The sequence below is a fragment of the Salinicola lusitanus genome (assembly GCF_038648475.1).
Classification (GTDB): Bacteria; Pseudomonadota; Gammaproteobacteria; order Pseudomonadales; family Halomonadaceae; genus Salinicola; species Salinicola lusitanus.
The window spans coordinates 693,614-711,919 of record NZ_CP151919.1; the positions used below are offsets into that span (position 1 = coordinate 693,614).

Sequence of the window (18,306 nt, forward strand, 5' to 3'; positions counted from 1 at the left end):
TCCGCCAGCCATCAAACCTCCATCCCGGCATCGCGGCAGCGCTTCTTGGTCAGTCGCTCGCGGGCGTCGTCGAAGCCCTGCCACGGGTCGTGCTTGAGCGAAGCCAGCCGGCGCGGCAGATTGGCCAGCGTGTAATGATCGGCCCTCATTTTCGGTCCGAGCTCCTCCCAGCGGATCGGCGTCGCCACTGGCGCGCCGGGCCTGGCGCGTACCGAATAGGAAGCCACCGCCGTGGCGCCACGACCGTTGCGCAGGTAATCGAGGAACACCTTGCCGCGGCGAGCCCGCTTGGACATGTTGAGCGTCAACTGGTCGGGATGACGCTCGGCGCAGCGTTCACACACGGCTCCGGCAAACCCCTTGGCGGTCTCCCAGTCGGCGTGCGGTTTGAGCGGGACGACCAGATGCAGGCCCTTGCCGCCGGTCGTGCGCAGGAACGCGGCGAGTCCGAGCTCGGCCAGCGCCTGGCGCAGCTCGCGGGCAACATCGATGACCGCCCGCCATTCGCAGTCCGGAGCCGGGTCGAGATCGAACACCAGTTGGTCGGGACGCTCGAGATCGTCGACGCGACTGCCCCAGAGGTGAAATTCGACGGTCCCCATCTGGACCAGCGCCACCAGGTCGGCGGCACGGCGCGTGTAGAGGTAGTCGTGCTTGCCGGATTTTTCGGCGATCGTCACGCTCGGCAGGCTACCCGGCAGGGTCTCGCTGGGGTGCTTCTGGACGAAACACGCCTCGCCGATACCGCCAGGGCAACGCAGCAGCGTCAACGGCCGCTCGGCAAGCCCGGGCAGGACCCACTCGGCATGTTCGGCATAGTATTCGGCCAGCGCCCGCTTGGTGATGCCCTCTTCCTCGAACAGCACCCGATCGGGATGCGTCAGCCGAATGCCCTCGATCTCGACATCGCCGCCACCGGATTGCGTCCGGCTCGAACGCCTCTGGGGGGCGGGTTCACTCGCTTTCTCGCTCATGGACGGCTCCTTCGCTCGCTGCTGGCTCAGCCGGATGTCCACGGGATCGCGATCCTCGCGCAGGCCGCGAAAGCGGGGATGGCGCAGCCGGCCGTCATGGGTCCATTCGCTGAAATTGACGTCGATCACGCGTTTGGGCGTGACCCAGTGGCTGCCGGCCAGATCAGGGATGTCACGCTCGACGAAAGGCGAGGTCTTGCGTTGCGAGCGCGCCAGATTCCGCCGCCACTCGACGAGCTGGTCGTTGGAGAACCCGGCACCGACCCGACCGCAGTAGCGCAGCTTGCCGTCGTCGTCGTAGGCGCCGATCAACAGCGAACCGAAGCCGCTACGCGATCCTTTCGGATCGGTGTAACCAGCGACCACGAATTCGGCCTGACGCTCGGTCTTGGTCTTCAGCCAATCCCGGTTGCGGCGGCCGCGGTAGAAGGCGTCGGCACGCTTGGACACGATGCCCTCCAGGCCCTGGCGGCTCGCCTGCTCGTAGAACGCCTCGCCCTGCCCTTCGACATGATCGGTATAGCGCAGCCTGCCGACATTGCCGATTTTCACGGCGTCGCAGGTCTGCGCCAGCAGCGCCTTGCGGTCGCGCAGAGCGACATCGTCGAGCGCAACACCCTCGAAGCCGAGACCGTCGAGATAGCGCAGATCGAAGATCTGGTAGACCAGTCCGGCGGTCTTCTCGTCGCTCAGCGCTGCCTGCAGGCGTCGGAAGTCGCTGACACCGTCGCGTCTCAGCGCGACGACCTCGCCGTCGAACAGCGCCTTCTCCAGCGGCAGCGCTTCGATCGCCTCGGCGATTTCCGGAAACCGGTCCCGCCAGTCGTGACCGTTGCGCGTCAGCAAGCTCACCCTGCCGCGGTCGAGCCGCGCCAGAACGCGGTAGCCGTCGAACTTGATCTCGTGGAACCAGTCTTCATCGGCCGGCGCCTCCTCGACCAGCGTCGCCAACTGCGCGGCAGGCCGGGCCGGGAGGCTCGCCTGGCGCGCGCCCTCGAGCTGATCGGGAGCGATCTTGATGGCCCGGGCCTTGCGGCCACTGCCCGAGCGCTTGCTTGCGGTTTTCGATGAAGGTCTTGACGACGAGGACCGGGAGGATGGGGGCGTTGACGACGACTGCTTTGAAGAGGATGGTGACTTCCCTTCGGCGATCTCCGTCATGCGCCGGTTCGAGGCCACACTGACGTCGTCCAGGCTGTCGGGCAGGTGGAAATCGGCAGCGTCATGGCGTTTGATCATCAGCCACTGTTTGCCGTCCTGGCGCTTTCCGCCGCCTCCTCGGCCACTCATTCGCTTGAGCGTCCAGGCCCCCTTGAGCTTGGCGCCGTCGAGCTCGAAATCGATCTGGCCATCGTCGTGCTTGCCGCTCACCCGCCATTCGCCCCGGTCCCAGATCATTACCGTCCCGGCACCGTAGCCGTCAGGGATCACCCCCTCGAAATCGCCGTAGTCGAGGGGGTGATCCTCTACCTGAACCGCCAGGTGCTTCTCGCCGGGCTCGAGACTGGGCCCCTTCGGCAGCGCCCAGCTGCGCAACACGCCATCCTCTTCCAACCGCAGGTCATAGTGCAGTTGGCTGGCGTCATGCTTGTGAATCACGAAACTCGACCGCGAACGCCGCTTGCCGCGTTTGCCGCGAGGTTCCGGCGAGCGCGAGAAGTCACGCTTGTTGCGGTAGGTCTCGAGATCAGCCATCCGTCGCTCCCACGATGATCCTGCCAATCGATAGCCTTCAGCGTAGTCAACGCCGCTTTCCGCGCCAGAGCCTTGACCCAGTTCAGTCAGCGATACGCTTCCGCTTCCCCCTGGCGAACCGGAATCCAATCGTCCTCCTGACCGGGATCCGTCACATCGCCCTTCGAATCCGATGACTTGAGGGAGCCCGCCAGCGCATGGCGTGGCCCCGCTACTCAACTCCACGGTTTCGAAATGCGTTACGGGCAAGAGGAGGAGCCACGTGGCCCCGGCACCGCGGCCGCTTCTCGATAGCGCGATCGGACCCACTGCCGCGCCAGCAGGTAGGCCAGCAGCGCTTCCGGCAGCTCTCCGGCGTAGAACATCAATTCCGCGCCCTGCCGGACCTGATCGAGCGGCACCGATGCGGGGAAATGAAATCGATACATCCATTTGGACAGCATCGCGTGTGCCGCCATCGACACCACCAGCACGCCGAAACGCCACTCGAGGGAAGGGCGTCTCGGCGCCGGGTCCGGCCCGACAATGGCCCAGCTGAACAGGCACCCGGCAATGATGAAATGCCAGTGCAACCACAGGGCGAAGCCGGGAGAGTGGCGCATCGCGGCATAGAGGTCGGTCAGGTACAACACCATCATGCCGCCGGTATTGAGCAACGCCGCCGTAACGGGATGGCTCAACACGCGAATGGGAGGCAGGGATACGAACCCGACCCAACGTCTGCCCCACTGCGCGGGAACGCTCTTCAGCGCCAGGCTCACCGGCGCCGCCATCACCAGCCCCAGCGGCGCGATCATCCCCGCCACGAGATGCACCGCCATATGGCCGCGGAAATCGTCGTGGGCCCAATGCATCGAGGGTGGCGACATCACCACGACGATCGCCAGCGCGCTGCCCACGAAGAGGAGCAGCCGCCACAGCGGCCAGCCCCGGCCAAGCCGCTTCGATCGCCACCAGCCCCAGGCATAGAGTGCGGCCAGCGTGGCAAAGACCAGCGTGAACCCGTTCACTGCTGGCTCAGCGCCTCACCCCGTCGGGCCCGGCGCAACAGCCAGTAGCCGATGGCGAGCAGCAGCAGGCCGGCCAGGTTCCAGCCGAGGTCATAGACCACCAAGTTATCGACGTAGCGGACCTGGTGGAGCCCCAGGATCTTGTGATCGACGATGCCGTCGAAGAGCTGGAACCCACCCATCCCCAGCAGAAACCCGGCGCCTCGATAACCGGGAGCGTGCTGTCCGGTCTCGTGGAGTCGCAGCATCAGCGCGGTGCCGGCGACCAGCATTACCAGCTCCAGCGTGTGCAGCAGACCATCCGAGGCCAGCGCCAGCGCCGAGTTGTCGGTCTCGACGAAGTGGTGCCAGGCCAGTACCTGATGAAATACGATCTCGTCGAGCGCCGCCATGATGCCGACGCCCAACAGGACGGCGGCCACCATCGTCGCGCCGGTTCGTCGTTGAACTCGCTCGCTCATATCGATCGCCTCGTGCCGATGCATCTTCGTTTCTCGACGCCCAGGAGGATGCAAAAAACCCCGGCCGCTGGGGCCGGGGTTAGATCGTGGCAGTTCCTTGCCAACTCGCCATGGCGTCCTGCCATGCGTCCTTGTGAACATCGCTTCCCGCGACTCCCTCCTTGGCACTGCGTCTCCCTGACGCTGCAAGATCACCGTACGCCTCAAAGCCATCAATGAAGTTCATACAGGTTAAAGAAGCGCGGAAGATATGTTTCGTTGTGTAACACCACCCTGATCGTTAGACCCATATCACCCAGTCACTCATCGCTGGAATCGTCAGCCCGATACGAGACTGCCCACGGGAAGCGCGATCACAACCAGCCACGCCGGCCAGCGCCATACCGTCAGCAGCAGGAAGCCGGCCAGCGCCAGCGCGAAATCGGTCGGTTCGACAACGGCGCCCTGCCAGATCGGGGCGTACAGCGCGGCCCCCAGTATGCCGACCACCGCCGCGTTCGTGCCCTGGATCAGCCGCTGCGCGGTCGACGAGGCGCGCAACCGGTCCCAATGCGGGAGGACGCCCACCAGCAACAGCATGCCCGGTAGAAAAATCATGATCGTCGCCACTGCCGCCAGCAACCAGCCTTGAGCGCCGGGCGCCATCGCCGCACCCAGATAGGAAGCGAAGGTAAATAACGGACCCGGCACGGCCTGCGCGACCCCGTAACCGGTCAGGAAGGTGCTCTCAGAAATCCAACCGGGATCGACCACTTCGGCCTGCAGCAGCGGCAGCACCACATGCCCGCCACCGAAGACGAGCGCTCCGGCCCGGTAGAACGCGTCCATAACCGCGACGACCTCGCTTCCCCCCATCGATGCCGCCAGCGGCAGCAGCAGAAGGAGCAGGAAGAACAGGACAAGCGCGAATCGGCTCCAGCGCCCGGAGAGCTCGAGGCGGTCGGATGGGGTCGTCGTTTCCGGCCGGCAGCGCCAGACGCCAATAGCGGCTCCCACCGCGATGGCCCCCAACTGGCCTGTCGTCCCGCCGATGAAGACGGCCATGAATACGGCAATCAGGGCGATCCCGGCCCGCCGCCGGTCGGGACACAGCTTCCCGGCCATCCCCCAGACGGCGTTGGCGACCACGGCGACGGCCACCAGCTTGAGACCATGAATCAGGGACTGGCCGACATCGCCCCCCAGCGCCGACGCGCCGGAGGCGAACAGCACCAGCACAATGGCCGAGGGCAACGTGAACGCAAACCAGGCAGCGAGCGCGCCGGGTAGGCCGCCCCGCCGCAGGCCGATCGCAAAGCCGACCTGGCTGCTGGCGGGACCGGGCAGGAACTGGCACAGCGCGACGAGATCGGCGAAATCCGGCTCGGAAAGCCACCCCCGACGCACCACGAAAGCCTCGCGGAAATACCCCAGGTGCGCGATGGGGCCGCCAAAGGAGGTCAGCCCGAGCAGCAGAAACGCCCGAAATATCTCTCCATAGCGGGAGGGGGACTGCCGAATCCCGGTCATGTCGACACTCCTTGTTCGCGGCGACCTTGGGCATCACCGCACACCTTACGGTGTGGAAATGACAGGCAGCCACAGCGCCAGCGCGACGAGCGTCGCCAGCAGTACCGGCGGGGTGATCAATAGGCCGATCTTCATGTACTGCCCCCAGCCGATCTTGTAACCCTTGCCGGCCAGCACATGCAGCCACAGCAGCGTCGCCAGGCTGCCGATGGGCGTGAACTTCGGCCCCAGGTCGTTACCGATCACATTGGCGTAGACCATCAGCTCCTGGGTCACCGCCGGCACCTGGGCCCGGTCGATGGCCAGCGCCCCCACCAGCGTCGACGGCAGGTTGTTCATCACCGAGGCGACGATGGCGGAGAGGAAGCCGGTGCCGACGGTGGCGATGAAGTTGCCCTGCCCGGCCAGCCACTGCAGCGCCCGGGCGCCGTAGTCGGTCAGACCGGCATTGCCCAGCCCGTAGACCACCAGATACATGCCGATGGAGAACAGCACGATCTGCCAAGGCGCCCCCTTGAGCGCTGCGGTGACCGATACGGCGGCACCCTTGCCACCCTGCCACCAGCGACCGGCGATCGCCATCAGCACGATCGCCGCGGCCCCGGTCACGAAGGCGATGGGAATGCCCAGCGGCGCGGTGACGAAGTAGGCCACGAGCAGCATCGCCAGCAGCGGAAACGCGGCCCGGAAGATCAGCGGATCCAGGATCGCCGAACGCGGGGCATCGAGTGCTTCGAGCGAGTAGCGCCGGGGAATCCGTCGGCCGAAGGCGATCCAGAGCACGCCCAGCGTCGCCACCAGCGAGACCAGGTTGACCGGCACCATCACCGCCGCGTAGCGGTCGAAGCCGATGTCGAAGTAGTTGGCACTGACGATGTTGACCAGGTTGGAGATGATCAGCGGCAGGCTGGTGGTGTCGGCGACGAAGCCGGTGGCGATGATGAACGCCAGCGCCGCCGGCGGCGAGAAGTCCAGCCGCAGCAGGATCGCGATCACGATCGGCGTCAGCAGCAGCGCCGCGCCGTCGTTGGCGAAGAACGCCGCGATCACCGCGCCCAGCACCACCACCAGCGGGAACAGCAGATGCCCGCGACCGTTGCCCCAGCGGGCGACATGCAGCGCCGCCCAGGCGAAGAATCCGGCTTCGTCCAGGATCAGCGAGATGACGATCAGGGCGACGAAGGTGAAGGTCGCATCCCAGACGATATCCCACACCACGCCGACATCGGAGAGCCGCACCACGCCCGCCAGCAGTGCCACCAGCGCCCCGCCGAGGGCGCTCCAGCCGATTCCCAGACCCTTGGGCTGCCAGATCACCAGGATCAGGGTGACGACGAAAATAGCCAGTGCCAGCATCGAATGCCCCTGCGTTCAGTGAGTGCTTTTTAGCAATTACGTTTAGTGAGTACGCTTAGCCTGTACGTTCTAGTGAGTGCCTTGATTGACGCGACGCGAGAGCGCTTCCGCGCTCTCGACCCGCTCGGAATAGCGATCGGTGAGATAGGCCGAGCGTTCCCGCGTCAGCCAGGTGAACTTCACCAGTTCCTCGCAGACATCGACGACTCTCATGTAGAGCGGCGAGGGTTTCATCCGTCCGGCGTCGTCGAACTCGGTGAATGCCTTGGGTACGGATGACTGGTTGGGGATGGTGATCATCCGCATCCAGCGCCCCAGGATCCGCATCTGGTTGACCGCATTGAAGCTCTGGCTGCCGCCGGAAACCTCCATCACCGCCAGCGTCTTGCCCTGGGTCGGGCGAACGCCGCCCAGCGACAGCGGAATCCAGTCGATCTGGGCCTTCATGACCCCGGTCATGGCGCCATGACGCTCCGGACTGACCCACAGCATGCCGTCGGACCACTCGGCGAGATCACGCAGCTCCCGTACCTTGGGGTGCTCCGCCTCGGCATCGTCCGGCAGCGGCAGACCGGAAGGATTGAAGGTTTTCACCTCGCAGCCGTACCAGCGCAGCAGCCGGCCCGCCTCCTCGGATGCCAGCCGCGAGAAGGCGCGCTCGCGCAGCGAGCCGTAGAGCACCAGAATTCGCGGCGGATGGCGCGGCGCGTCGGCCCCCACCAGCGCCTCGATATCGATCGGCTGCAACTTATCCGGATCGATATTGGGCAGGTCGTCGAGATCGACCGAATCACTCACTTCGCGCGCGCCGCTGTCATTCATGACCTCGTCGTTCATCTCCCCATCACTCATGCACTGCCCCATCGGCACGCACCACTTCGCCGTCTTCCTTGGTGAACGTCGCCACCGGGTTGGCCAGCAGCGCCAGCACAAGCTCCGAAGGTCGGCACAGCCGGGCCCCCTTGTCGGTCACCACGATCGGCCGGTTGATCAGGATCGGATGCGCCATCATCGCGTCGATCAGCCGGTCATCGCTCAGGGCCGGATCGTCGAGGCCGAGTTCCTCGAACGGCGTGCCCTTGCGGCGCAGCAGCTCTCGCGGCGTGATGCCCATCATCGCGATCAGCTCGACCAGGCGCTCGCGAGTGGGCGGCGTGTTCAAGTACTCGATCACGTCCGGCGTCTCGCCGGAGGCCTCGATCATGGCCAGCGTGTTGCGCGACGTACCACAGGCGGGGTTGTGATAGATCAACGGTTTCATGGCGCCCTCACGGTTTGTCTTCGGTGTTCCAGTCACCGGGGGAACAGGTCAGAAAAGGTTCACAGGCCTCCGGGTGCCCGGCGCAGCAATCGCGAACCAGGAACCGGATCGTCTCGCTCATGTGAGAGAGGTTGGCGCGGTAGATGATCGACCGGCTCTGCCGCCGGGAGACGACCCACCCCGCCCGCGCCAGCACCGAGAGATGGGCGGACAGGGTGTTGTGCGGCACGTCGAGCTGACGCGCGATCTCGCCGGCGGGAAGCCCCTCGGGTTCATGGCTCACCAGCAGCCGGTAGGCCTCGAGCCTCGTCTCCTGGGACAGGGCGGCGAAACTGTCGATAGCGCTCTTTATTTCCATATGTCCAGAATATAAGACATATCAAGCCCTGGCAATGGCATTGGAGAGAGATCCAACGGAATTGGCTCCCTCAGGAGCCATCGGTTGCGCCGATCTCAGTCGCTCTTGTCGTTCAACTGACCGAAGTGGACGGGACGGCAGATGCAGAAGACCGGTGCCCCCGTTGCCTCGACGGCCGTCACGAAGCGCTCCGCCGTCTCCTCGTCCATCGCGTACATCAGCTCGATGGGCTGGTCGGCCAGGTCGAAGAAATGGGCGGAGTGCAGCTTGCCATCCGCCCCGGTCCCCTCGACGTCGCCGCGCTGGGTCATCCGGCCGATGCCCAGGCTCTTCGCGGTCTCGACGATCCAGTCGTAGACACGCTTGCCCTCATGCCGACGCGACTCCGGCACGATGAATATCACTTCATAACCGCTCTTGAGCCGATTCATGATTGCGATCCTCCCAGCAGGTTCTGGATGACGCCGTAGGTCAGAAAACCCAGGCCGGTCATGGCGAGCGAGCCCAGCACGTGAATGCCGATGCCCAGCAGCGCCATGCCGTAGCGCCCCGCCTGGATGTTGCCGAACATCTCGGCGGAGAAGGTGGAAAAGGTGGTCAGCGCGCCCAGGAAACCGGTGATCACGAACAGCCGGAGCTCCGGCGACAACGAGGGCAGTTGCGCGAAAAACGCGATGCCGATACCGATCAGCCACGCCCCCAGCAGGTTCGCCACCAGGGTGCCGGGCGGAATCGCCGGAAACAGGGCGTTGAGCCAGACGCCCAACAGCCATCGCAGATTCGCACCGATCGCGGCACCGGCCCCGATCGACAATACGGACAACCACATACCTGACGTCCTCGATAGATCCTTTTGATGAAATGATCCGCTCGAGGAGGCGAGCCAGCAGGGAAGGAAATACGGACACCTGCTGACACGCCTCGACCGAAGCGCCTCGCAGGCATCATTAACCGATAGACGGTGGTTCGAGCGGGCGGGAAAGCCGCTCGGGAGGCATGCCATCTCCCACGAAGACCTTAGCACCGAAGGCGACGGACGCGCCACTGGCAGTCCCGGTAAGCCGCTCTGCCCTGTTGATACGCAGAATGGCGCCTTCTCACTCCCACGCGGCACCTTTCAGGGCGTCGAGCGGAATCTTCAGATAGCGCTTGCCGTTGCTCTCCGGCTCGGGAAGCCGCCCGCCGAGTATATTGACCTGCAGCGCATGCAGGATCAGCTTCGGCATCGGCAATTCGCTGTCGCGGCGATGACGCAGCTCGACGTACTCGGTCTCGCTGCTCTCATTCAGGCGATGCCTGTTGGTCTCGCGCTGCTCGCGCACCGTGCTTTCCCACTGCGGTTCGCGGTCGTCGGGCATGTAGTCGTGACCGGTGAACAGGCGCGTCTGGTCGGGCAGTGCCAGGATCGCCTGGATCGAGTGCCACAGCTGGTGCGCACTACCGCCGGGGAAGTCGGCACGGGCGGTACCGAAGTCGGGCTGGAACAGGGTGTCGTGAACGAAGGCCGCATCGCCGATCACATAGGTGATCGAGGCCGGCGTATGGCCCGGCGAGTGCATCACGCGACAGTCGATCTCGCCCAGCTTGAAGGTGTCCCCGTCATCGAACAGATGGTCCCACTGGCTGCCGTCGTCCTGCAGGTCCGGCCAGTGGTAGATGGTTTTCCAGAGCGCCTGGACCTCGACCACCTGGGCGCCGATTGCCGTCGGCGCGCCGGTCTTGTCATGCAGATAGCGTGCGGCGGAGAAGTGATCCGCGTGGGGATGGGTATCCAAGATCCACGCCACCGCGAGTCCTTCCCGCTCGATGTAGGCCAAGAGCTCATCGGCCTGGAACGTGGCCGTGGCGCCGGATTTCTCATCGTAGTCGAGTACCGGATCGATGATCGCGCAACGGCACGTGGCGGGGTCGCTGACGACGTACTGGATGCTGAAGGTGCGGGGATCGAAGAAGCCAGCGACATCAGGTCGGGCTCCGTTTGCATCTCCCCGAGAGAGAGCGAAGGTCTTCATGGCGACTCCTTGGGAAAGCCTACCCCTAGCGTAACGCCTGTACAGTTATAACGTTATATCGATTTCTGACATGAAGACTCGTTTGGCGCCTGCGGTTATGCCTCCTGGGCATAATCGCTCTCTAGGCAAAAAAACGGCACCGGTGTCACCGGTGCCGTGCTGGTCTTGGTGATGTTGTCCTTCAGTCTCCCTACGAGCGACAGCTTAGAACAGCATCGCGTCCAGCCATCCCGTGGGATAGTGCAGGTTCAGCAGTGCCTGCATGCCGAGCAGGAAGATTCCAATGCCGATGGCGATCAGCAGCGCCGCCGGCCAGCGTGCCTTGGCAACGAACCGGATGAAGCACAGCGTCATGAGGACCGCAGTGCTGATGAAGCCGAGTAGCGAGGCCACGACGATCAGGGCCAGTAGCCCACCGAGCCAGACCAGTGGCTGGGCGATGGGCTGGCTGACCCAGGTCGCCTGCCCCTTCCACGCCTGGGCGCCGGCCAGCAGCGCGCCGACGGCCATGATCGCGATGGCCAGCATCGGGAAGATGCCACCGATCATCGACATGCCGCTGACGTCGTACCAGGCACCGGCCGCCAGTGCGAGCATGCCCGCGACCAGCACCAGATCGATCTTGCCGAAGGTCGGCGCCGGCGAGTCGGCCGTCTGGCGGTTGACGTCGGCGCCCACCGCCAGCGGCTGCCGTCGTCGCTGGAGCAACCGCCTGATCAGCGGGAAGGCAAACGCCAGCGCGATCAATGCCAGAATGATGATGACCCCGGGGCGAAGAAACGCCGCCATGCCATGAAACTGCACGCTCTGATAGAAGTAGGTCTCGGCACCCGGTGCGAGCACGAAGCCGATCAGGAAAGCGGGACGGGACCAGCCGGCCTGCTTGAACAGTAGCCCGATGGCGCCGACGGCGACCAGGGTGTACCAGTCTCCCAACGAACGAGTGGCCTGAAAGGCGGCAAACAGGATCAGCGTGGTGATCACCGGCGCCAGCAGCACGAAGGGGATGCGCGTGAGCTGGGCGACCGGCCGCGCCAGCATCAGGCACAGTGCGGCACCGAGGATATTGGCCAGCGCCAGCGACCAGATGATGGTGTAGGTGAGGTCCAGGTGAGTGGTGATCATGCTCACCCCGGGCTCGAGGCCCAGCAGCAGCAGTCCGCCCAGAAAGATCGCCGCCGTGCCCGACCCCGGCACGCCGAACAGCAGCGTCGGCACCATGGCCCCGCAGGCACAGGCGTTGTTGGCCGACTCCGGCGCGATGACGCCGCGAATGTCGCCGTGGCCGAAATGCTTCTCGCCCTTGGCCGTCTTCGATGCGAACGCGTAGGTGAGCCAGTCGACGACCGAGCCGGCGAGCCCGGGGATGGTGCCGATGAGGCTCCCCATGCCGGCGCACTTGGCGACCAGGCCGCGATTGTCGACGACGTCGCGAATGCCCTGGCGCCACCCGTGGCCCAGTGAAGTCTGCTCCCGGGCGATGCTGCCGCGCCGGATGAGCAGATCGACGATCTCCGGTAACGCGAAGACCGCCAGCCCCACGACGATCAGCGGGATGCCGTCGAACAGATACTCGACGCCCAGGTTGAGGCGAAACTCGCCGGTCGCCGGCGCCGTCCCGATCGCTCCGGCCAGCAACCCCAGGCCGCAGGCAGCCATGCCCTTGAACAGGCTGTCGCCGGAGAGCACCGCGATCATGGCCAGCCCCAGCAGCGTCAGCACGAACAGCTCCGCCGACGAGAACGCCAGCACCAGCGGCCGCGCGACCAGGATGAACCCGGTCAGCACGATGGCGCCGATGACGCCGCCGCACAGCGACGACAGGAAGGCGCTGGCCAGCGCCCGCGCCGCCTGGCCCTTCTTGGCCAACGGGAAGCCGTCCATCACGGTGGCCTGTGAGGCGCTCGAACCGGGGATCCCCATCAGCACCGAGGTGAACGTGTCTCCCGTAGGAATGACCGCGATCATGCCCATCAGCATGCCCAGCGCCAACCCCGGCTCCATGCCGTAGAGAAACGGCAGCAGCAGCGCCATGCCAGCAATCCCGCCCAGCCCGGGAATGATGCCGACCAGCAGACCGATCATCACCCCCAGACCCATGTAGACCAGATGCGAGGCACTGAATACCTCGCCTAAACTCGCAACCAAGGCATCTATCATTGTGTTGTCTCCTCTACCGTCTCGGCGACGACGAATCAGTTAACGCGTCACGACCCGCACGCCGTAACGATCCTTGAGCCAGTCGACGACCCATTGACGGCGGGCATCGCTGAGTTCCATCGCTGATGCCAGCTGCCTGGCGGCGACCTCTCCCACGACCGGCTCGTACGGCCCGACCTGCTGACGCGCGGCGGCCAGAAAGTCCTCGTTCGTCATCAGCGCCTTGGCACCGTCGCGGTAGCGCGCCAGCAGCCTGGCGTCGACCTGCTTGGGCACCAGCAGCAGCTTCTGCAGGGCGTAGCCGGAGGCGAAGAACTTGTGGAAGACCTCGTAGGCGACGTCGTCCCGACTGGCGCCGGGCTGGGCCAGATAGAGTTCCGAGAACGTGGGCAGATCGGGGAAGGCGGGGTCACGCACGATGACGCCCTCGTCATTCATCACGCCCAGCGAAAAGAGCGGCACGGCCTGGCCGGATTCGACCAGCGGCGTGACGCTGCTGAAGTAGGCCGAGGTGGTCTGGAAATCGACCCCGGCCTCTCCGCGCTCGAACGCCAGACGCCCCTCGCCACGACTGCGCATGCCGAAGACCGGCTCGACCGCCAGGCCCAGCATGTCGAATGCCAGCATCACCGGCATCTCGAGCCCGGTCGGCGTCTGCATCGCGAACTTCGTCGGCTCCTCGCGCAGATTGTCGAGGATCTCGCCGGTCTCCTTGCCGAAGCGCGGCTGGACGTAGACCACGCCGCCGGTGGGCGCGGCAATGATCGGCGTCCACTTGGCGTAATCGAAGCGGACCCGCGGATCCTCGAGCATGGCCGGGAACTGGGTGGAGGCCGAAGTGACCAGCATCTCCTCGCCATTGGGCTGGGCGCGGGTATAGAAAAGATTGGTACCGGTGATCGAACCGCCCCCGGGCACGTTGTCGATGACGATGGCGGGATGCGAGGGCAGCGACTGCGCCATCCAGTGCGACATGAAGCGCGCCCAGACATCGGTGCCCCCGCCGACCCCGAACGGCACGGTCCAGGTCAGCGTGTCGGGCGTGGGCTGGTCGTCGTCGGCTTCGGCGAACAGCGGTAACAGCGCCAGCGCGAAGACGATCCACCAGCGCCGGCAAGGCAGTCGCGAGAGTGTTGGCTTGGCGTGCATATCCTCTCCTTCTCTTGGTGTTGTGTTGGGAAAACACTGCATAAATGCCTGCGCAGGCGAATCGCTGCGTTGCGCGGTGCTCGAAGACTCGCCTAACCCCACGTTATGTCTCGCCTTCTGCGCTCCGTGCGCCTTGCGCTGCACCCTGCTCGTCGATTTATTCAGTATTTCCTTGGATGGGGTGTCCGATGTCCGACGCCTTCAGCCGGCGGCATCCAGCTCCAGCGTTTCCGGGACGAATACCGAACCGCTGAACAGCCGGCGAGCGGTACGCACCAGCGAGCAGCGCGGCCACTGCTGCCCCGCAGGCCAATGGCTGACCACGTTCAACCGGCCGCTCGGATGCTCGAACTCCATCAGTCCGCTGTCGTCCGGCACCCCGGCGAGGCCGTCGGTGATACCGCGGCTGTCGGCACACGCCACGGCAAGCCCTACCGCACCGGTGATGGCAAGCGCACGATGGCACCGGTGCGGCATGAAATAGCGCACCTGCAAAATACCGCCCGCTTGCGGCGCACTGATCAGGACGGGCTTGGGAATCACCTTGTCGGCGACATCGCCCAGTCCCATGGCGGCCCCGGCCTGTTGCCGGATCGACTCCAGCCTGGCCATCAGCTCGCGATCCCCATCGAGTTCGGCCGGCGACTCATCACCCCACTTGCCGAGATCCGTCGCCCGGATGAGCACCATGGGCATGGCGGCGTCGAGACAGGTCACCTCGAGGCCGTCGATCACGTCTCGTGGCTGGCCGGTGGGATAGAGCTCACCGGTCTTCGCTCCCACGGCATTGCGAAACTCCAGCAACACCGGCGCGGCGGTGCCGGGGACGCCGTCGATGTGCGTCTCGCCGACGTAAGTGACCCGTCCACCCGGCGTCTGGATATCGGCGTCGATGACACTCTGGGTGTTGACGTTGCGAATGGTGACCCGCGTGACATCGCCCTGGGCCGCCACCAGCCCTTGTTCGATGGCGAAGGGGCCGACCGCGCTCAGCATGTTGCCGCAGTTGGGGGAGGTATCCACGCGCCGCTGTTCGACCATGACCTGGACGAACAGGTAATCCACATCGATGCCGGGCTCCGGCGAGGGCGACACGATGGCGACCTTGCTGGTCTGCGGGTAACCGCCGCCGATGCCGTCCACTTCCAGTTCGTTGCCCGACCCCATCAGCGCCAGCAGCATCTCGTCGCGCCGGGCAGGATCCCGGGGCAGATCGCTACCCAGGAATACCGGGCCCTTCGACGTACCACCGCGCATCAGCACGCAGGGAATGGCTTGCATAGATCGCTCCTTCCACGTTTCGGCCAACCCGCGGCCACTGGTGGAGGGCAAGCTCGCACGCTTGTATCGAGTGATCCAATGCAATTATCGTGACGATTAATGCAACAGGCGCATCAATAGACTGAAAACAAGCAAGCACTTGATATTTATTATGAAAATGATTCAGCCGCTACATTTCCCAGCAAGGTTTGCCGGGCCGGTATTCGACCAATGAACTATGAGCTGCAACAGATTCAGGCGTTCCTCAAGGTCGCGGAACTGGAGAGCTTCCAGGCGGCGGCGCAGTCGCTCAACCTCTCCCAGCCCGCCCTGAGCCGACGCATCAAGAAGCTGGAATCCATCCTGGGCACGCCGCTATTGGCGCGCACGACGCGCAGCGTTTCGCTCACCACCGTGGGGCGGGACTTCTTCCCCCAGGCCAAACGACTGGTGGATGAGTTCGACCATGCGCTGTTCAACATTCGCGCCCTGGCCGAGAACCGAATCGGCCAGATCACGCTGGCCTGCATACCCACCGCCGCGTTCTATTTCCTGCCGGCCGTCATCCGTGAGTACAACGCCCGCTATCCCAATATCCGAATTCGCCTTCTCGACCTGAGCGCGAACGACGGACTCGGTGCCGTATTGAGCGGCGAGGCGGAATTCGGCATCAACATGCTCAGCGGGCATCACCCCGATATCGTCTTTACTCCCCTGGTCGTCGAGCCGTTCGTGCTGGTGTGCCGGCACGACCATCCGCTGGCGGCGCATGGCAGCGTCACCTGGAGCGAGCTCAGCGAGCACAAGCTGATCGGGGTGGGAAAGATGAGCGGCAACCGGATGCTGCTGGACCACGAACTCTCGTCGCTGACCCAGCGGCCGAGCTGGTTCTACGAGGTCCAGCACCTGTCGACCTCGCTCGGCATGGTCGAGGCCGGACTGGGCGTGGCGGCGGTCCCCCGCTTGTCGATGCCCGATCAGGAACACCCGCTGCTGGTTCAGCGCCCCCTGGTCGAGCCGCTGGTGAAACGGACCCTGGGCATGGTGAGGCGACGGGATAGCGCGCTCTCACCGGCGGCGGAACGCTTCGTCGAGACGCTGCTGAAACACTGGGACAAGGGCGGCATTGAAGGCGGCACCGGACCGATCAACTTGTAACGATGCAATTCCCGTCGACCGATCGCCCGCGGAGCCCTTGCGACGTGACCAGGGCAAGGTCGAGGTGATCGACCCTATTCACGACAGGTCAAGCCGCGTCCACGGCCATGCCGGCCCAGGCCTGGCCGGGACGAGGTATCGAACCGCTCATGCGTCGATATCCAAACCCCATTGCTGCGGAGTCTGTTCGAAGCTCTCGATCAGCAGTTCGGTGAGGACGCGGATCTTGCGGGCAGGATACTGGCCTGGCGGCCGGACGACGTAGGCTCCTGCCGGCGGGGGCGGATGATCCGTCATTACCGGTACCAGCGCCCCGCTGGCCACGTGCTCATGGGTGAGGCAATCGGGCAGGTAGCCGATCCCGAGCCCGGCGACGGCCGCGGCGACCAGGGCGAGACCGTTGTCGGCCTTGAAGCTGCCCTGCGGACGAACCGTGATGGTCCTGTCGCCATCCAGGAGTTGCCAGGCCTCGGTACCTTGCATGAGGGCCTGATGCTCGACGAGTTCGTCCGGCGTTGCGGGCGCGCCATGCGCCGCGATATAGCTCGGGCTGGCGACGAGCTTCCCGGAGATCGGCCCGACGCGTCTCGCGACCAGGTCCGAGTCCTGCAGGTAGCCGACCCGTATCGCGCAATCAAAGCCCTCCGAGACCAGGTCCACGAAGCGGTCGCTGTAGCTGGTGTGGATATGAAGCCGCGGGTGACGCCGCGCCATTTCCGCCAGCACGGGGGCGAAGTGCGTCGGGCCGAAGGATAGCGGAGCGGCGACACGCAAGCGGCCGCGAAGATCGCCGGCGGGAAGGATCGTTTCCCTGGCCACGTCGATCTCGGCGCAGACTCTCGCTGCATAGTCACGAAACGTGGCGCCGGCTTCGGTAAGCGCGGCGCCGCGGGTCGTTCGTGCCAGAAGCTGGACCCCCAACTCCGATTCGAGCCGCGACAACCGCCGACTGACGATCGACTTGGAGACGCCAAGCCGCCGAGCGGCGGGCGAAACACCTCCCGCGTCGGCGATTTCCACGAACGTCTGCAGCTCTTCGATATCCATTTCGCGTTCCCCATTTCGCGACACAGCAAGACACGGATGACCACTACCGAATCCGCTCCACGAACGGCAATGTCCCTCCAGGCAGCGTCGCGGATGGCGCCGCCTCCTCGTACAACAATCCAACCATCATGACAGATATGGAGAATCGCCATGACCTTTCGCAACGGCCTTGAATCGCTCCTTCGCCCTGAAGATTCGGTACTCGTCCTGATCGACCATCAGCCTTACCAGCTCGCGAACCTGAACAGCCACGACCCACAAGCCGTGGTCAACTCCACGACGGCGCTGGCGAAGTTGGCAAAGGCCTTCGATGTGCCGACCATTCTCACCAGCGTCATCGCGGGGCGCGGTGGTCTGCTGTTTCCACAGATCACCGATGTCTTTCCGGACCAGGAAGTCATCGATCGCACCTGGGTGAACACTTGGCAGGACGAGAATGTGGTGGAGGCGGTCAAGGCGACCGGCCGCAAGCAGTTGATCATCGCCGGGCTGTGGACCGAAGTCTGCGTCGCCATGCCTGTCATCCAGGCTGCCGGCGAAGGCTGGGACGTGACCGTGATCACCGATGCGTCGGGCGGAATTTCGAAGGAGTCTCACGAGGTGGCGGTCCAGCGCATGATCGCCGCCGGTGCCAACCCGATGACCGTGATGGCGCTCGCCGGCGAATGGCAGCGCGACTGGGCTCGCACCGAGCATGTCGAGGAACTGACCGAGATTCTCGTCCAGCACTTCAGCGGCAGCGGCATCGCCTATCTCTGGGAACAGCAACTGCTCAATACGCCGGTGCCCGGCAACGCGGACTGATCCCTTGGGGCGTGGCGGGCCTCGGACGCGAGCCGTCGAGGTCCGTCGCCCGCCACTACGCAGTAACGACACCGAACCACGCTGAACAAGAG

General features: G+C 64.9%; 17 protein-coding genes and 1 riboswitch. Of the genes, 2 read left to right on the top strand and 15 right to left on the bottom strand.

Going from position 1 to position 18,306, the window contains the following annotated elements; genetic code table 11:
- Nucleotides 1-11: 11 nt before the first annotated feature.
- The 14 genes from ligD to AAGT95_RS03235 all read right to left on the bottom strand — a co-directional run bounded on the left by ligD (nucleotide 12) and on the right by AAGT95_RS03235 (nucleotide 15,226).
- A complete protein-coding gene (gene ligD / locus AAGT95_RS03170; RefSeq protein ID WP_342595520.1) occupies nucleotides 12-2,669 on the bottom strand; it encodes a DNA ligase D in 2,658 nt (885 codons plus the stop codon).
- Nucleotides 2,670-2,908: 239 nt separating this feature from the next.
- Nucleotides 2,909-3,679, bottom strand: coding sequence for a cytochrome c oxidase assembly protein (locus AAGT95_RS03175; protein ID WP_342595521.1), 771 nt, complete (start codon nucleotides 3,677-3,679; stop codon nucleotides 2,909-2,911).
- On the bottom strand, nucleotides 3,676-4,140 hold the full coding sequence (locus tag AAGT95_RS03180; RefSeq protein ID WP_342595522.1) for a DUF2243 domain-containing protein: 465 nt from the start codon (nucleotides 4,138-4,140) through the stop codon (nucleotides 3,676-3,678). Before AAGT95_RS03180 ends, AAGT95_RS03175 begins: the two co-directional genes overlap by 4 nt.
- Before the next feature lie 318 nt (nucleotides 4,141-4,458).
- Entirely contained in the window at nucleotides 4,459-5,649 is a 1,191-nt protein-coding gene (chrA, locus tag AAGT95_RS03185) for a chromate efflux transporter (protein ID WP_342595523.1), read from the bottom strand.
- Nucleotides 5,650-5,694: 45 nt separating this feature from the next.
- Nucleotides 5,695-7,005, bottom strand: coding sequence for an arsenic transporter (locus AAGT95_RS03190; protein WP_342595524.1), 1,311 nt, complete (start codon nucleotides 7,003-7,005; stop codon nucleotides 5,695-5,697).
- A gap of 69 nt (nucleotides 7,006-7,074) precedes the next feature.
- Nucleotides 7,075-7,827, bottom strand: coding sequence for an arsenical resistance protein ArsH (gene arsH, locus AAGT95_RS03195; protein WP_342596574.1), 753 nt, complete (start codon nucleotides 7,825-7,827; stop codon nucleotides 7,075-7,077).
- 22 nt (nucleotides 7,828-7,849) lie between these two features.
- Nucleotides 7,850-8,266 (bottom strand): arsenate reductase (glutaredoxin), encoded by a 417-nt coding sequence (gene arsC, locus AAGT95_RS03200; RefSeq protein ID WP_342595525.1) that lies wholly within the window; start codon nucleotides 8,264-8,266, stop codon nucleotides 7,850-7,852.
- Nucleotides 8,267-8,273: 7 nt separating this feature from the next.
- Nucleotides 8,274-8,624 (bottom strand): ArsR/SmtB family transcription factor, encoded by a 351-nt coding sequence (locus tag AAGT95_RS03205; RefSeq protein WP_110598126.1) that lies wholly within the window; start codon nucleotides 8,622-8,624, stop codon nucleotides 8,274-8,276.
- Between the two features lie 95 nt (nucleotides 8,625-8,719).
- Nucleotides 8,720-9,055 carry a DUF190 domain-containing protein gene (locus AAGT95_RS03210; protein ID WP_110598127.1) on the bottom strand — a complete coding sequence of 112 codons (336 nt, stop codon included), beginning with the start codon at nucleotides 9,053-9,055 and terminating at the stop codon, nucleotides 8,720-8,722.
- Nucleotides 9,052-9,453, bottom strand: coding sequence for a fluoride efflux transporter CrcB (gene crcB / locus AAGT95_RS03215; RefSeq protein WP_342595526.1), 402 nt, complete (start codon nucleotides 9,451-9,453; stop codon nucleotides 9,052-9,054). The genes AAGT95_RS03210 and crcB overlap by 4 nt, the downstream gene beginning before the upstream one ends.
- A gap of 102 nt (nucleotides 9,454-9,555) precedes the next feature.
- Nucleotides 9,556-9,640, bottom strand: a riboswitch (Fluoride riboswitch).
- 81 nt (nucleotides 9,641-9,721) lie between these two features.
- Nucleotides 9,722-10,636: an MBL fold metallo-hydrolase gene (locus AAGT95_RS03220; RefSeq protein ID WP_342595527.1), complete on the bottom strand. Its 915-nt coding sequence runs from the start codon at nucleotides 10,634-10,636 to the stop codon at nucleotides 9,722-9,724.
- Nucleotides 10,637-10,840: 204 nt separating this feature from the next.
- Nucleotides 10,841-12,796 carry a tripartite tricarboxylate transporter permease gene (locus tag AAGT95_RS03225; RefSeq protein ID WP_342595528.1) on the bottom strand — a complete coding sequence of 652 codons (1,956 nt, stop codon included), beginning with the start codon at nucleotides 12,794-12,796 and terminating at the stop codon, nucleotides 10,841-10,843.
- Nucleotides 12,797-12,835: 39 nt separating this feature from the next.
- Nucleotides 12,836-13,945 (bottom strand): tricarboxylate transporter, encoded by a 1,110-nt coding sequence (locus AAGT95_RS03230; RefSeq protein ID WP_342595529.1) that lies wholly within the window; start codon nucleotides 13,943-13,945, stop codon nucleotides 12,836-12,838.
- 201 nt (nucleotides 13,946-14,146) lie between these two features.
- Nucleotides 14,147-15,226: a 4-oxalomesaconate tautomerase gene (locus AAGT95_RS03235; RefSeq protein WP_342595530.1), complete on the bottom strand. Its 1,080-nt coding sequence runs from the start codon at nucleotides 15,224-15,226 to the stop codon at nucleotides 14,147-14,149.
- 210 nt (nucleotides 15,227-15,436) lie between these two features.
- Here AAGT95_RS03235 and AAGT95_RS03240 point away from each other — a divergent pair, with 210 nt between their 5' ends.
- The gene (locus AAGT95_RS03240) at nucleotides 15,437-16,363 is read left to right on the top strand and encodes a LysR family transcriptional regulator (protein ID WP_342595531.1); all 927 of its coding nucleotides are present in this window, start codon (nucleotides 15,437-15,439) and stop codon (nucleotides 16,361-16,363) included.
- A gap of 147 nt (nucleotides 16,364-16,510) precedes the next feature.
- Here the strand turns inward: AAGT95_RS03240 and AAGT95_RS03245 are convergent, their stop codons facing one another.
- Nucleotides 16,511-17,410 carry a LysR family transcriptional regulator gene (locus AAGT95_RS03245; RefSeq protein ID WP_342595532.1) on the bottom strand — a complete coding sequence of 300 codons (900 nt, stop codon included), beginning with the start codon at nucleotides 17,408-17,410 and terminating at the stop codon, nucleotides 16,511-16,513.
- Nucleotides 17,411-17,560: 150 nt separating this feature from the next.
- Between AAGT95_RS03245 and AAGT95_RS03250 the strand changes: the two genes are divergently transcribed.
- On the top strand, nucleotides 17,561-18,214 hold the full coding sequence (locus AAGT95_RS03250; RefSeq protein ID WP_342595533.1) for a hydrolase: 654 nt from the start codon (nucleotides 17,561-17,563) through the stop codon (nucleotides 18,212-18,214).
- Nucleotides 18,215-18,306 lie beyond the last annotated feature (92 nt).